Annotated in this window: 10 protein-coding genes; 3 read left to right on the top strand and 7 right to left on the bottom strand. The window is 64.5% G+C overall.

From position 1 onward, the window contains the following. The first annotated feature begins 136 nt into the window (after positions 1-136). The 3 genes from J2Y63_RS07915 (at position 137) to J2Y63_RS07925 (ending at position 3,891) form a co-directional block, all read left to right on the top strand. A complete protein-coding gene (locus J2Y63_RS07915; RefSeq protein WP_256116611.1) occupies positions 137-1,222 on the top strand; it encodes a sugar ABC transporter substrate-binding protein in 1,086 nt (361 codons plus the stop codon). A 93-nt stretch (positions 1,223-1,315) separates the two neighbouring features. Next, positions 1,316-2,836 carry a sugar ABC transporter ATP-binding protein gene (locus J2Y63_RS07920; protein ID WP_435265608.1) on the top strand — a complete coding sequence of 507 codons (1,521 nt, stop codon included), beginning with the start codon at positions 1,316-1,318 and terminating at the stop codon, positions 2,834-2,836. Positions 2,837-2,892: 56 nt separating this feature from the next. Continuing rightward, positions 2,893-3,891, top strand: a complete 999-nt coding sequence (locus J2Y63_RS07925; protein WP_435265609.1) for an ABC transporter permease — start codon at positions 2,893-2,895, stop codon at positions 3,889-3,891. Here the strand turns inward: J2Y63_RS07925 and J2Y63_RS07930 are convergent. From J2Y63_RS07930 to J2Y63_RS07960, 7 genes are all read right to left on the bottom strand, one after another. Further along, on the bottom strand, positions 3,879-4,565 hold the full coding sequence (locus tag J2Y63_RS07930; protein ID WP_435265610.1) for a spermidine synthase: 687 nt from the start codon (positions 4,563-4,565) through the stop codon (positions 3,879-3,881). The two genes, J2Y63_RS07925 and J2Y63_RS07930, sit on opposite strands and share 13 nt — an antisense overlap. A 104-nt stretch (positions 4,566-4,669) precedes the next feature. Beyond that, a complete protein-coding gene (locus J2Y63_RS07935; protein ID WP_435265611.1) occupies positions 4,670-6,163 on the bottom strand; it encodes an ABC transporter permease in 1,494 nt (497 codons plus the stop codon). Continuing rightward, positions 6,160-7,245 carry a quaternary amine ABC transporter ATP-binding protein gene (locus J2Y63_RS07940; protein WP_435265612.1) on the bottom strand — a complete coding sequence of 362 codons (1,086 nt, stop codon included), beginning with the start codon at positions 7,243-7,245 and terminating at the stop codon, positions 6,160-6,162. The genes J2Y63_RS07935 and J2Y63_RS07940 overlap by 4 nt, the downstream gene beginning before the upstream one ends. Before the next feature lie 12 nt (positions 7,246-7,257). Next, positions 7,258-8,223: an ABC transporter substrate-binding protein gene (locus tag J2Y63_RS07945; RefSeq protein WP_435265613.1), complete on the bottom strand. Its 966-nt coding sequence runs from the start codon at positions 8,221-8,223 to the stop codon at positions 7,258-7,260. A gap of 110 nt (positions 8,224-8,333) precedes the next feature. Then, complete coding sequence (locus J2Y63_RS07950; protein ID WP_435265614.1) at positions 8,334-9,908, bottom strand: trimethylamine methyltransferase family protein; 1,575 nt, start codon at positions 9,906-9,908, stop codon at positions 8,334-8,336. 3 nt (positions 9,909-9,911) lie between these two features. Then, the gene (locus tag J2Y63_RS07955; protein WP_435265615.1) at positions 9,912-12,368 is read right to left on the bottom strand and encodes a GcvT family protein; all 2,457 of its coding nucleotides are present in this window, start codon (positions 12,366-12,368) and stop codon (positions 9,912-9,914) included. 2 nt (positions 12,369-12,370) lie between these two features. After that, positions 12,371-14,809, bottom strand: a complete 2,439-nt coding sequence (locus J2Y63_RS07960) for a GcvT family protein (RefSeq protein ID WP_435265616.1) — start codon at positions 14,807-14,809, stop codon at positions 12,371-12,373. Between the last annotated feature and the right edge of the window lie 87 nt (positions 14,810-14,896).

A 14,896-nucleotide genomic window follows, 5' to 3' on the forward strand; every position in this document is an offset into this window, starting at 1 on the left:
TTTACGCACTAGATTTTTCGACACAAAAATTAGGCAGCAGCACTTTCCAGAGACTTCAGACACAGGCCTGCGCTATTGACATCGTACCGATATAGTGGAAATCTAGTTTTGCTAGCTTTTCGAGGGAGGAAACCAGATGAGCGCAAATATTCAGATCAGCCGTCGCCACCTGCTGCAGGCAGGCGCGGCTTTGGGCGCGGCAACGCTTGCCGGTGGCAGCAACGTCTTTGCCCAGACCAAGCCTTTCGTGCCCTACAGCAACAAGAGCCTCGACTACTATTTCTTCGTCATCCAGGAAGAGGCCGTGAAGCGGGCCGTCCAGGCCAATGACTGGGAATTCCAGGCGACCAATGCAAGCTTCGACAACACCCGCCAGCTCGAGCAGTGGCAGAGCCTGATGCTGAAAAGCCCGGCCGGCATCGTCTGCGATCCGATCGACAGCCAGGCCATCGTCAGCGTCATCAACCGCTACAAGAGCCAGGGCATTCCCGTCGCCATCATCGACACGCCGACCGACGGCGGCGAGGTCGACATCACCGTCAGCTTCGACAACCATCTCGGCGGCGTCATGGCGGCGCAGGAGATCATCAAGGGCCTGACCAAGAAACATGGTAGCCCCAAAGGCACGGTGCTTAATTGCTTCGGTGCACTGCAATCCGTCGCCTGGCGCCAGCGCAAGGAAGGCATGGACGCGGAATTCGCCAAATATCCGGACATCAACTACCTGGCCCGCCCGACCGAAGGCGCGCTCGACCAGATGCTGGCGGTCACGCTTTCGACTTTGTCCGAATTCCCCAACCTCGACGCCGTGCACGCCCCGTCCGACAGCCCGTCGCGCGGCATCGTCACCGCGCTCCAGCAGAAGGGCCGCTGGAAGAAGGTCGGCGAGGAAGGCCATGTCATCTTCGTCAATATCGACGGCGAGCCGGTGGCGCTGAACTGGATCAAGGAAGGCTACATGGATGGCTGCGTCTCGCAGGATCCGATCGCCTATGGCGAGATCGCCGTCGAGATGCTGGCCAAACACGCCATGAAGAAGGAAGCCGTTCCGACCGGCACATACGAAAACAAGAAATACTTCTGGGAAAAGGGCGAAATCGTCGCCGGCAAGACCGGGCCGACGCTAATCATCCCGCCCTTCGTCATCGACCCGTCCAATGCCGATGACAAGCGCCACTGGGGTTACATCGCCGAGAAGGAGTGGAACATCCCCTATACCTGATACCGGGAACGGCCAGCCTCCCATAGGCCGCCGGTTTGAACGGGACGATGCCGCCGTGAGGGCGGCATCGTCCTTCACCAGCATGAGGACCCCATGACAACAGCGCCCACGTCCCGACTTGAGGCCTCGCCCGCTGCACGCACCGTGCTGAGGGTGGAAAATCTGGGCAAGATCTATGGCGGTCTGGTCGCCCTTCGGGATGTCGACCTGTCGGTGCGCGCCGGCACCATCCATGGCCTGCTCGGCGAGAACGGCGCTGGCAAAAGCACGCTTGTCGGCATCATGTCCGGCCAGCGCAAGCCGACCTCCGGCACCATCTACCTTGATGAAAAACCGCTCGCCCATGTGGACGTGCAGGCGATGGAAAAGGAAGGCGTCTTCCTCGTCACGCAGGAGCCGATGATCATCGACCACCTGAGTGCCGCCGAAAACCTCATGCTCGGCATCTGGCCGAAACGCCGCTTCGGCTTCGTCAACTGGCGCAAGCTCCGGCAGGATGCCGAGCGCATGCTGGAGGGCACCGGCATTGCGGCCGATGCCCGCGCCGGCGCGCTGGATGCCGTGGCGCGACGCAAGATCAACATCCTGCGGGCAATGTTTTCCGGCGGCAAGGTCATCATCCTCGACGAGCCGACCGCAGCTCTCACGGTCGACGACCGCGCCCAGCTCTTCGACTTCATGCGCCGGCTGAAAAGCGAGGGCGTGACCTTCATCTTCATCTCCCACTTCAACGACGAGATCCTGGAAATCTGTGACGCCGTTTCCGTGCTGCGCGACGGGCGGTATGCCGGCGGCTCCGAGGATGTCGGCAGCCTGACCTCCGAGGACCTGTCGGAACTGGTGCTCGGGCGCGGCTTGGTGCTTTTCGAGCGCGAAAAACGGCAATTCCCCGCCGGCGCGCCCGCGGTCATCCTGAAAGACATCCGCTCCGGCACGCTCGACGTGCCGTCGCTGGCAATCCGCGCTGGCGAGATCGTCGGTGTCACCGGGCTACCGGGCGGCGGCGGCAAGGAACTGGCGCGCGCGCTGTTCGGCTTGCAGCGGGCCTCTTCCGGAACGATCACCTTCGTGGACGGGGAGGCACGCGCCCTGCCCGCCCATCCGGCCGAGGCGTTTGCCGCCGGTATCGCCTATCTCTCCGACGACCGGCGCAAGGACGGCTCGATCTCGCAGATGTCGATTGCCGAGAATATCTCGCTGTCGGCCGAGGTGGCGCTCGCCAAGAGTGCCTTCATGAATGCGGAGCAGGAGCGTGCGCTGTCGCAGCGCTATTTCCAGTCGCTGGGCATCAAGGCGCCGAACAGTGAGGTGGCGGTGGATACGCTGTCGGGCGGCAACCAGCAGAAGGTCTGCCTTGGCCGGGTGCTCGCCACCAAGCCGAAACTCCTGATGCTCGACGAGCCGACGCGCGGCATCGATGTCGGCGTGAAGCAGGATGTGCTGCGCATCGTCGACGAGCTGAGCCGTACCGGCGTGTCCGTGATCATCATTTCCACCGATACCGACGAACTGGTGCGCGCGGTCGACCGCGTGCTGATTTTCCACAACGGGCGTATCCGGGAAGAGCTGGCGGGAGAGGCCATTTCGCGCAGCCGGCTGCGCAATCTCGGATAGGGCGCCGGATGTGCCGATCGAGGAGGTCGGCGCGCCGCGCGAGAGGAGACATTCAGATGAGCGATACCACCATGACAGCCACGACGACGAAGCCGCCTGCAACCAGCACCCGCCGAAGCTCAATGACGGGATGGGTCCTGCACAATGTCGTGTGGATCTGGCTGATCGCGCTCGTCGTGATCTTCGGCCTGTTCAACCAGTATTTCTTCACCCTGTTCAACCTGCAGAACATCATGGTGCAGGCGACCGTGCTCGGCATGATCGCGCTCGCCATGTCGCTGCCTTTGCTGGTGGCGGAAATCGACCTGTCGATCCCCGCCAATGTCGGCTTCTCCTCGGCGCTCGGCGCCATGGCCAACACCGATCTCGGCCTGCCCTTCGCACTCGCCGCCCTCATCGGCATCGGCGCGGCAACGCTGATCGGCTTCTTCAACGCGATCTGCATCACCAAGCTCAAGATGGTGTCGCTGATCCAGACGCTGTCGATGATGATCATCCTGCAAGGCGCGCTGCTGGCGCTGACGCAGGGGCGCACCATCACCAGCCTCAGCCCCGGTTACGTCTGGATCGGCCAGACGACGCTCGGCGGCTGGCCGCTGATGCCGATCGTCTTCGTGCTGGCGATCCTCGGCATGTATGTGCTGCTGCGCCACACTGTGCTCGGTCGCTCAATCTTCGCGGTCGGCGGCAATCACGTGGCGTCGAATTCCGCCGGCATCCGCGTCGACCGGGTGAAAATCCTGTCCTACACGATTGCCGGTTTCCTCGCGGGCGTCGCCGGCTACCTGCTCGCCTCGTGGCAGATGGCGATCACCTCAAACCAAGGGTCAAGCTACCTGCTCTATGCCATCGCAGCACCGATCATCGGCGGCGTCTCGGTTTTTGGCGGGCGCGGCAGCGTCATCGGCGTTCTGGGCGGCGTGCTGCTGCTGACCGTCATCCAGGTGGGCCTCGCGATCATCTCCGTGCCGTCCTTCTATGTCGGCATGATCGGCGGCATCATGATCTTCATCGCGGTTGCGATCGACGCCGTGCGCGTGCGCTACTTCGGCTGAGACGGCTTCGTCGCCACCCACAGGACATGGCGGGCGCCACCGCGCTTGCCATTGGCCCGCACATTCACCTCGTCGGTGGCGAAGCCGACGTCGCGCAATCGGCGCGTAAAAGCGCTATCCGGCGCGGATGACCAGACGGCAAGAACGCCTCCCGCGCGAAGGGCGAGCTTTGCGGCACGAAGACCATTGTGGTCATAAAGGCTGTCGTTGGAGGCCCGCGTCAAGCCATCGGGACCGTTGTCGACATCCAGCAGGATGGCGTCGTAGGCGTCCGTCTTCGAACGGATCAGCGCGCCGACATCGCCGACATGGACATGGACCCGTGGATCGTCGAGCGTGCCCTGGTGGATATCCGCCATGGGTCCGCGCGCCCAATCGACGACCGCCGGCACCAGCTCCGCAACGACGACGCGGGCATCCTCGGCCAATACGCCGAGGGCGGCGCGCAACGTGAACCCCATGCCGAGGCCGCCGATCAGAAGGCCGGGGTTTTTCCGGCCAGCAATGCGCTCGCAGCCAAGCGTCGCCAGCGCCTCTTCAGAACCGCTCAGCCGGCTGTTCATCAGCTCGTTCGAGCCGAGCATGATGGAGAATTCGCTGCCGCGCCGCTTCAGGCGCAAATCGCCGCCATCACCGGGAATCGTTGCGCGGTCCAGCTCAATCCAGGGAAGCATCGGGGTATCTCATAACGTTGTTTTGAACGGCCTCGTAGCATGGACGCCGTGCCGAACACATCCCGTTATCGGTGAATCCGAGAGAATTGAACGCGCCGCCCCGCTCAGGAGCGCGCCTTGCCCTGCACGATCCGGTCGATGATCATCGCGCAGAGCAGAATGGCAAGCCCGGCCAGCAGGCCCTGGCCGACCGCTGCATATTGCAGCGCGTTCAGCACATCCTCGCCCAGCCCCTTGGCGCCGATCAGCGAGGCGATGACCACCATCGACAGGCACATCAGGATGGTCTGGTTCACGCCGGCCATGATCGACGGGGCGGCGAGCGGCAGGTCCACGCGGGTCAGCAGAAACCACCGCGTAGCGCCATAGGCTTCGGCAGCTTCGCGGATGCTCGCCGGCACGCCCTGCACGCCGAGCGCAGTGAGGCGCACGACTGGCGGCGTTCCGAAGACCAGCGTTGCGATGACGCCGGGCGGCTTACCGATGCCGAAGAGGGCGATAACCGGGATGAGGTAGACGAACGCCGGCATAGTCTGCATGAAATCGAGGATCGGGCGGATCGCCGTATAGACGGCCGGGCGCCGCCCGCACCAGATACCGAGCGGAATGCCGATCATCAGACAGAGCACCGCCGAGGTGCCGAGCAGGGCCACCGTTTCGAGGCTCTTCTCCCAAAAGCCGAGCACGGCGAGATAGGCAAGCGCCGCCGTGGTGAAAATTGCGACGCGGTTGCCCGCCAATTGCCAAGCGAGAATGACGATCATCGCCATGGTCACCGGCCACGGCATTGTCGTCAGCGCACTGGCCGCGGCGTCGAGCACGATATTGATGAGGCCGGTAATGGCGGAGAACACGGCCTCGCCGGATTTCGACAGCCCGTCCAGGGCGCGATCGAGCATCGCAGCGACGAGCCCCTGCCATTCGCGATTGACCGGCGCGGTCGTCAACCAGGCCGGCGGCGCCTGTGCGGCAACCCGCCAGGCGACGAGCCCATAGGCGAGGAGACAGAACACCGCCGCAAGCAGCGCGCCCGCGCGGTGGAAGCCGTGCCGCAGCGTCCGGTTGGAGCGCCAGCGGTTGAACCGGCGCTCCAGCAGTGGATTGGCCAGCACACCGACGAGGAGTTTTCCGATGAGCAAGGTCATCAGGCCCGCGCCGATCAGCATCGGCCCGCGCGCCTCCGCGGCCTCGGCCTGCCGGGCGGCATTTTCCGCGGCGGTCTTGAGCCCGTCGGCGGAGCGCAGCATGCTGTCCGCGCTGCTCTCGCCCGCCGTCTTGGCCTTTTCCGCTTCGACGCGCCGCTCGTCGGCCTGCTTGAACAGGCGCTCGGCGCGCACGCGCTGCTCGCCGCCGAGATTGCCGGCAAAGCCGGTGGCAAGCTGGGCGACGGCGAGCGTTTCCAGGAAGAGGGCGAGCCAGAAGAGGACGGGGATATTGCGAGCGGTTGCCCAGATCGGTCCGAGCAAGGCGGCGGCCCAGTTGAAGGACCAGGTGAAGCCGGCATGGCTGCGGATGCGGGCGAAGACGCGGGCGTAATAGTCCGCGCCCTGCCGCGTGAATTCCCTGACCAGCCCATCCTCGGAGGAAATCTCGCTCATGATGCCTCTCTCCGCTTCAGCCCGTTGAGGATCGCCGTCCGGTCGATGAGGCCGACGATCATGTCCGCCTCGCGCACGGCGATGTCCCCGGAATGACCGGCGGCGATCTCGACGAGATCGCCCAGCACCTGATCGGGACGGACCGAGGGTAGAGCGGCAAGGTCGGCCGGGTGACGTTCGCCGACCGGCACCATGATGCTGCGCGCCGTCAGGATGTTGAGGCGGGAAATCTCGGCAACGAATTTCTCGACATAGTCGTGCTGCGGCCGGGTGACGACTTCCTCCGGTGTACCCACCTGGAGGATCATCCCGTCCTTCATCACGGCGATGCGGTCGCCGATGCGCACGGCCTCTTCGAGGTCATGCGTGATGAAGACGACGGTTTTGCCCATCGCGGTGGAGAGCGACAAGAACTCGTCCTGCAACTGCCGGCGGATCAGCGGGTCGAGCGCGCTGAACGGCTCGTCCATCAGAAGGATATCCGGATCGGCCGCAAGCGCGCGGGCAAGACCCACGCGCTGCTGCATGCCGCCGGAGAGTTCATGGCAATAACGATCGCCCCAGCCGGCGAGATTGACCTTTTCGAGCGCTTCCTCGGCAATGTCGAAACGCTTCTGGCGCGAGGCACGCTGGATTTCGAGCGGCAAAGCGACATTGTCGCGCACCGTGCGGTGCGGCAGCAGGCCGAAATTCTGGAACACCATGCCGATCTTGTGGGAGCGGAGAGAACGCAGGTCCGCCGGCGATTTCGCCATGACGTTCTCGCCGCCCACAAGGATTTCGCCGGCGGTGGGTTCCAGAAGCCGGTTGATATGCCGCACCAGGGTCGACTTGCCACTGCCGGAAAGCCCCATGACGCAGAAGATTTCGCCGCGGTCGACCGAAAGGTCGACGTCGGCGACACCGACGACGCAGTTGAAGCGCTCGGCGATTTCCTGCTTGCCCGCCGCACCGGCGCGCAGGGCGGCAAGCGCCTCGGCTTGGCGCTCGCCAAAGATCTTCCAGACGTTGCGCATGACGATCAGCGGTTCGCCGCCCTGCGTCATGCGCCCGTCTGCATCAGCCCTCTGCCGATCGGTCATCGGGCCGCCCGGTCAATGGCCGAACCACTTCGAAACCGTCTCGGTGTTCGCCTTGATCCAGTCCTTGGCGACATCCGGCGCCGGCTTCTTGTTGACGATGATCTCGTAGGCCATCTTGCTGACGTCCTCGGGCTTGAAGCTCATGCGCTCCAGGGCTTCCACGAGCGCCGGCTGGCGTTCAGCAAGCGAGGCGGCATAGCCGATATGGACGGTCGTCGTCGCATAGCCGGACGACACCTTCGATTTCTCGAACCATTCCGGATCGTCGTTCGGCTGCACCACGACATATTTCGCCGGGTCGTTCTTCGGCTCTTCCAGCATGGCGAGGTCGTAGAGCGCGAAATTCTGGTGCGGGCCGTAGCAGTAGCCGACCCACGGCTTGTTGGCCTTGGCCGCGCGATCGAGCGATGCGGTGGCGACGGCCTCTTCGGTCACCTGCTGGTCGAAGAACTCGGCAAAGCCGTAGTCGCGCGCCTTGACCTTCTCGATATTGGTCGATTGCCAGCCGGAGGCGCCGAGCCAGATTTCGCCCTTGCCGTCACCATTGCTGTCGAACAGTTTGGCATTTTCCGGGTTGGCGAGGTCGTAGACGCTCTTGATGTTGTGGTCGGTGACGGTCGTCTTGGTGACGCAATATCCCTGCACCGCCTCGTAGCCGTTCTTCGCCAGCTTCACCGTCTTGTTGCCCTCGACATATTTGTCGACCAGCCCCTGCTGGTTCGGCAGCCAGACATCCGGCCAGATATCGACCTCGCCCTTGTTGCGATCCATGGCTTCCCAGATGACGGGCACGGCCGTGGTCGTGACGGTCGAGACTTCGAGGCCCAGTTCCTGCTCGGCGGCGGCCTTGATGACGTTCATCACGGCGGTCGCCGTGGCATAGTTCGGGTCCGGCATCGTCACGTCGGCCGCGAGGGCCGGAACGGCGCCGGCGGCCAGCAGCGAGAACAATGCAGAGGTAAGAATGCGTTGGCCCATGTGGTTCCCCTTTTTGTAGAGCTCTTTAATAAAGTATTGAGATCGCTGGTCCGCTTCCAACGGAATTGGAATCATTAGCCAAACTGATCGGCGGCATTAGCCGCCGCATCTCAGTAGTAGTTCTGGTCCGGCATGCTTTCCTTGCGCCTGGCGATGAAGGCTTGCAGGGCCTCATCGATCGCAGGATCCAGGCCGGGATCTTGGTAGCTTTCCAACAGCTGCTTCCATTTGCGGTTTGCACGCTGCGCGGCATCCAGCCCGCCTTCGGAACTCCATTGCTCGAAGGAATTGTTGTCGGCGATGGTGGAGAGGTAGAAGGCGCTCATGAAATTCGACTGGGTATGCGCGCTGCCGAGGAAGTGCGAGCCGGGGCCGACCGCGGCAATGGCGTCCAGCGCCTGGGCATTCTCCGAGAGATCAATGCCCTCGAAGAAGGCAGAAATCTTGCCGCAGAGATCGGCGTCGATGACGGTCTTTTCGTAGCCCGTCACCAGCCCGCCCTCCAGCCAGCCGGTCGCATGGTTGACGATGTTGGCGCCTGCCAGCATCGACATCATCAACCCCCAGGTCGCCTCCTGCTCGGCCTGCGCATCCGGCACCTTCGAGGCTGACAGCGTGCCGACGGTGTGGAACGGCACGCCGAGCCGGCGGGCGAGCTGGCCGCAGGCGAGCACCATCTTGGCGGCCTCCGGCGTGCCAAAGGTCGGCGCGCCGGATTGCATGGAGATCGTTGAGGCAAAGCTGCCCATCAGGCACGGCGCGCCGGGATTGATCAGCTGGACGAGGCAGAGCGTGGCGAGCGCTTCGGCCAGCACCTGCGCGACGGTGCCCGCCACCGTGACCGGGCTCATGGCGCCCGCAAGCGTCCAGGGCGTGCACGCCACCGGCTGGTTGTTGCGCGCATAGACCTTGAGCGAGCCCGACATGTTGGCATCGAGCACCAGCGGCGCATTGGTGTTGCTCACATTGTAGAGCACGGCATTGTTGGCAACGAAGTCTTCGCCGAAGACGATCTTCGCCATGTCAACCGCATCCTGCGCCCGCATGCCGCCGATGAAGGCGCCCATGAAGCAGCGGTCGGAATGGCGGATATGGGCATAGAGCATGTCGAGATGCCGCTTGTTGGCCGGCAGGTCGACGGGTTCGCAGACGACGCCACCGGAATGGTGCAGATGCGGGATCATCTGGTGGATCTTGATGAGATCCTGGAAGTCGGCATAGGTCGCGTAACGGCGGCCGCGGTCGAGATCGTGCACGAAGGGCGGCCCCCAGGCGGGGCAGAGCACCGTGTTGTTTCCGCCGATCGTGACCGTATTGGCGGGGTTGCGGGCGTGCTGCTGGAATTCACGCGGCGCCGTCGCCTGGATGATTTTGCGGCACATGCCGGGCTCGAAACGCACCCTTGTTCCCTGCACATCCGCGCCGGCATCGCGGAAGATGTCGAGGATTTCCGGATCGTCATGGAACTCCATGCCGATCTCTTTCAGCAGCCGGTCGGCATTGCCCTCGATCAGGTTGAGACCTTCCTCGTTGAGGATCTGGAAGGGCGCAAGCTTGCGGTTGATGAAGGGTTTTCGCGGTGCCGCCGCATTGGCGCGCTGCTCCACCCGGCCCGATCGGCCGCCGGTGCGGGAACGACCGCGCTCCGGCACCGTGTCCGAAACGCTCTCTTTTGTCGTGTCCATGGCTCAGCCCACTTTCTTGATTTGTTGCACCGCGGCTTCGATACCGCGCGGCTTGAGATTGTCGGGGTCGTAGGGTGCCGCCTTCAGTTCCGTGATGGCGAGATCGCGGTCGATGACGCGGATGCGCATCGGCGCCGCCGTCGCCTTCGGCGTGAGATAAGCGAGCACCAGCGGCTTGCCGGTGCGGAAGCCGTAGGCGCCGGACGTCACCACACCGACGGCCTGATCGCCCTGCCAGACGGTGTGATTGTAAAAGGGCAGAGAGATGCCATCGTCCTCGACGGAAAACAGCGCCATTCGCCAGGCATTTTCGGATGCGGCCCGCTCCAGCATCGCCTCGCGGCCGATGAAGCTGCGGCCCTCCGTTCGCACAAGCGCCTCCAGCCCGGCTTCGAGCGGTGTGCGTTCTGTCGTGAGGTCGGCGCCCCAGCCGCGATAGCCCTTTTCGAGCCGCATGGCGTTGACGGCATAGATGCCGAAGGGTGCGAGGCCGAAGCCCTTGCCGGACTCCGACACGGCCCGGTAGAGATCGCCGATGCGATCGAGATCGGCATGCAGCTCCCAGCCCAGTTCGCCGACATAGGAGACGCGGAGCGCCAGCACCGGCACGCCGGCAACCGTTATCTGTTGGGCGGTCAGCCAGGGAAAGGCGACGTTCCAAAGGTCTGCATCCGTCAGCATCTGCAACAGGTCGCGCGACTTCGGCCCCATCACGCCGAAGATGCCGCGCTTTTCCGTGAGGTTCTCGATGGTGACGCCGGCACCCGCACGCGACCGCAGCAAATCCTCATCGTGCCGTTCGGCAAAGGCCGCGCTGGTGAGGTAGTAGCGATCCTCCGCAAGCCGCGTGACGGTGAATTCAGAGGCGACGCCGCCGCGCGAAGTCAGCGCATGGATCAGGCCGATCCGCCCGTCGCGCGCCGGCGGACGGTTGGAGCCGAGCGAGGCCATGAACTCCGCGGCACCCGGCCCGCTGACCTCGAATTTCGAGAAGGCGGAGAGATCGACGCTGCCGACATTGTCGCGCACGTTGCGGCATTCGGCACCGACCGTCTCGAACCAGCCGGGGCGGCGGAAGGTGAGGTCCGGCGTCGCATCGTCCTTGGCAAACCAGTTGGGCCGTTCCCAGCCATAGGCGGCGCCGAAGACGGCGCCCTCAGCCTGCTGCTGGTCATAGGCCGGCGTTGCGCGGCGTGGCCGGCCGGCCTCGCGCTCCTCATAGGGAAAGTGGATGCCGAATTGCAGGCCGAAGCATTCGACGGCCTTGTCGATGCGATAGTCACGGTCGGCGAAATTGCCGAAGCGGCGGCCGTCGATCGCCAGCGCATCGCGCGGCGGCGCGCCGTCGACGATCCAGTCGGCGAGAAACGCGCCGGCACCGCCACCTTCCATGACGCCCATGCTGGAGCCCGTGAGCAGCCAGCCGTTCGGCACCCCGAAGGCCGGACCGACCATCGGGTTGGCATCCGGCGTGAAGGTGATCGGGCCGTTGACGACCGTCTTGATGCCGGCATTGGCGAGCGCCGGAACGCGCTCCATCGCCATGGCGATGATGTGCTCGATGCTGTCGAGATCCGGCGGCATCAGCTCCATGCCGAAGGCCGGCGGAATGCCGTCGACGGCCCAGGGATGGGCGGTCTTTTCATAGGGGCCGACGATGTAGCCGTCGCGCTCCTGGCGCAGATACCAGCTTTCCTCGGGATCGCGGATGATCGGCAACTCCGGCTCGCCGGCTCGGATGCGCGCCACGATCTCCGGCACCTCCGCGGTCACGACATATTGGTGCAGCATCGGCACGACCGGAAGGTCGAGGCCCATCATCTGGCCGATCTCGCGGCACCAGGTGCCGGCGGCGTTGACGACATGCTCGGCGACGATCGTGCCCTTGGTGGTCTCCACCAGCCATTCGCCCGCGGCGTTCTTACCGAGCGACAGGACGGGATTATGGCGGACGATCTCGGCGCCCAGATTGCGCGCCGCCGTCGCCATCGCATTGGTGGCGAGCGTCGGATCGACATGGCCATCATTGGGCTCGTAGATGGCGCCGATGATGCCGTCGAGCTCGACCAGCGGATAGATCTCCTTGAGCTGCTGCGGCGTCAGGATCCGGAATTCGTGGCCGACGAAGTCGCCGATGCCCTGGACATGGCGGAACTCGTTCATCCGCTCTTCCGAGCGGGTGACGCGCAGCGCACCGCTGGCGTGAAAGCCGGTCGGCAGGCCTGTCTCGGCCGTCAGTCCCTCGCGATACATCCGGATCGAATGCGCTCGCATTTCCATGATTGTCGCGTTATGGGCGAAATGCGTGCAGAGACCGGCGGCATGCCAAGTGGAGCCAGCGGTCAGCTCGGTCTTCTCGACCAGCATGACGTCGCTCCAGCCGCGTTTTGCCAGATGGTAGAGCAGCGAAACGCCCATGGCACCGCCACCGATGACCACGACCCGTGCCTGTGTTCTCATGTTCAACTCCTCAGCCGGGTCCCGGCAGCGTCATAGGGAACCTCCGCAAGCGGCCGCAGATGGTGGCGCTGGCCCGCGATGGCGATTTCATAGGTTGATGTCAGAAGTGCCTCGCGCGGCTCACCCGCCGCGCAGGCGATATAGCCGAGGCAGAGCGCCAGCCCTGTGCGAAAACCCTGGCCGCCGGATGTCGTCAGCCCTGCAAACCGGCCGTCCCGGTAGATCGGTTCATCATGCAGCAGCAGCGGATTGGCACCTTCGATGGCGAAATGCATCAGCCGCTTGGTGACCCCTTCGGCCTTCTGCCTGCGCAGCGCCTCCTCGCCCAGGAAGCCGGATTTCTTCCAGTCGACCGCGAAGCCGAGGCCCGCCTCCAGCGGCGTTTCCTTCGGCCCGATATCGTGGCCCCAGTGGCGATAGCCCTTTTCCAGCCGGCAGCCGTCCAGCGCATAGTGGCCGCAGGCGACCAGTCCATAGGCCTTGCCCGCCTCCGTCACCGTGGAGAGAAGCTGCTCGGCAAACTCGGTCGCGACATAGAGTTCGAAGCCCAGTTCGCCGACGAAGCTGACGCGCGTCGCCCGCAGGTTGACCATGCCGATGTCGATGCGGCGCGATGTGGAAAAGGGAAACGCCGCATCGGAGAGATCGTCGTCCGTCAGGCTTTGCAGCAGCGCACGCGCCTGCGGCCCCATCACCGCCAGAACGGCTTCCGAGGAGGTCACGTCGGAGACGACGGCCTCCAGTCCGCGATCCTCGGCATGTCGGGCAATCCAGGCGACATCCTTCTGGCGGGTGGCCGCGCCGCTGGTGACGCGGAAATGGCGCTCGCCGAAGCGCGTCACCGTGACATCCGCCTCGATGCCGCCGCGGGCGTTGAGCATCTGGGTATAGACGGCCTTGCCTTCCGGCACGTCGATGCGGTTGGCGCAGAGATAGTCCAGCAGCGCCAGCGCATCGCGGCCCTGCACATCGATCTTGGTGAAGGGCGAGAGCTCGAAGAGGCCGACCCCTTCCGCCATGGCCTTGGCTTCGCGCGCCGCAGCCGCCCACCAATGCTGCTCGCCCATCGCGTAGCGGAAGTCCCGTTCCGTCTCGTCGGCAGCAAACCACAGTGGCCGTTCCCAGCCGGTCGGGGCGCCGAAGACGGCGCCCATCTCGGCAAACTGCCGGTGAAAGGCCGAACGCCTGACATCCCGTCCCGCCTTGGCCTGCTTGTAAGGCCAGTGCATGCGGAAGAGATCGGCAACCGACTCCTCCATCCGCTTGCCCGCAAAGTATTTCGACCCCGCCGAACGGTCGAACCGGGCGATATCGAGCGCCCAGAGATCGAGCCCCGGCTCGCCATCGAGCACCCATTCCGCCATGGCTCGGCCGGCACCGGCCGATGACATCATGCCGGTCGAATTGAAGCCGGCGGCGACGTAGAAGCCGCGCAGATAGGGCGATTCACCCATCAGCGGCCGCGTGTCCGGCGTGAAGCTTTCGGGGCCATTCATGAAGTGGCGGATGCCGGCATCCGCCAGTTTCGGCACGAGGTTCAGCCCGGCCGTCATGAAAGGCTCGAATTGCTCCCAGTCCTCCGGCAGCTCCAGGAACGGCTGCCCGCCCTGCACGCTTTTCGTCTGGAACAGCTTCGCATCCGGCTCGAAACCGCCGAGCACCAGCTTACCGGAATCGCCCTTGATATAAATGCCCTCGTCGAGATCGCGCACGATGGGAAACGGCTGTTCGAGCCCTGGGATCGCTTCGGTGACGACATACATATGCTCCACCGCCTGCAACGGCACCGGCACGCCGGCAAGCGCGCCAACATCCCTTGCCCAGGCGCCGGCAGCGTTGATGACCTTGCCGCAGCGGATGGTCTCGCCCGTGGTCAGCCGGACGCCGGCGACGTGGCCGTTCTCGATGTCGAAGCCGGCACAGCCGACATTCTCGCGGATCCGGATGCCGGCCGAGCGGGCGCGTTTGGCATAGGCCGCGCAGATATCGACCGGATTGGCCTGCCCGTCCTCGGCCACCCAGAGCGCGCCGACCAGACCATCGACCGACAGGCTCGGCACCCGTTCGGCAATGGTCGACGGACCGATCATCTCCACATGCATGCCGGTCACCTCGCCCATATGGGCGATGCGGCGCAGCTCGACCATCCGGTCTGCGTTGCGGGCGAGCCAGAGGCCGCCGGTGCGCTGGTAGCCGGAACTCTGGCCGGTCTTCTCTTCCAGTGCCGGAAAGAGTTCCATCGCGTAGCGGGCAAGATGCGTGAGGTTGAGGCTGGCACGCAGCGGCCCGACGATGCCGGCCGCATGCCAGGAGGTGCCGCTCGTCAGCTGGTTGCGCTCGATCAGCACCACGTCGCTAACGCCGCGTTCGGCGAGATGATAGGCGATGCCGAGGCCGATGACCCCGCCGCCTATGATGACAATCTCAGCACTTTCCGCCACCTGCATTTCACCCCGCTCTTCCGTCAGGCATGAGAATTCAGGGAAGGAGACTTGCGTTCAACTCGATTTTCGCTTCATTAGAAAAAC

Source organism: Shinella sp. BE166 (genome assembly GCF_051201095.1).
Classification (GTDB): Bacteria; Pseudomonadota; Alphaproteobacteria; order Rhizobiales; family Rhizobiaceae; genus Shinella; species Shinella lacus.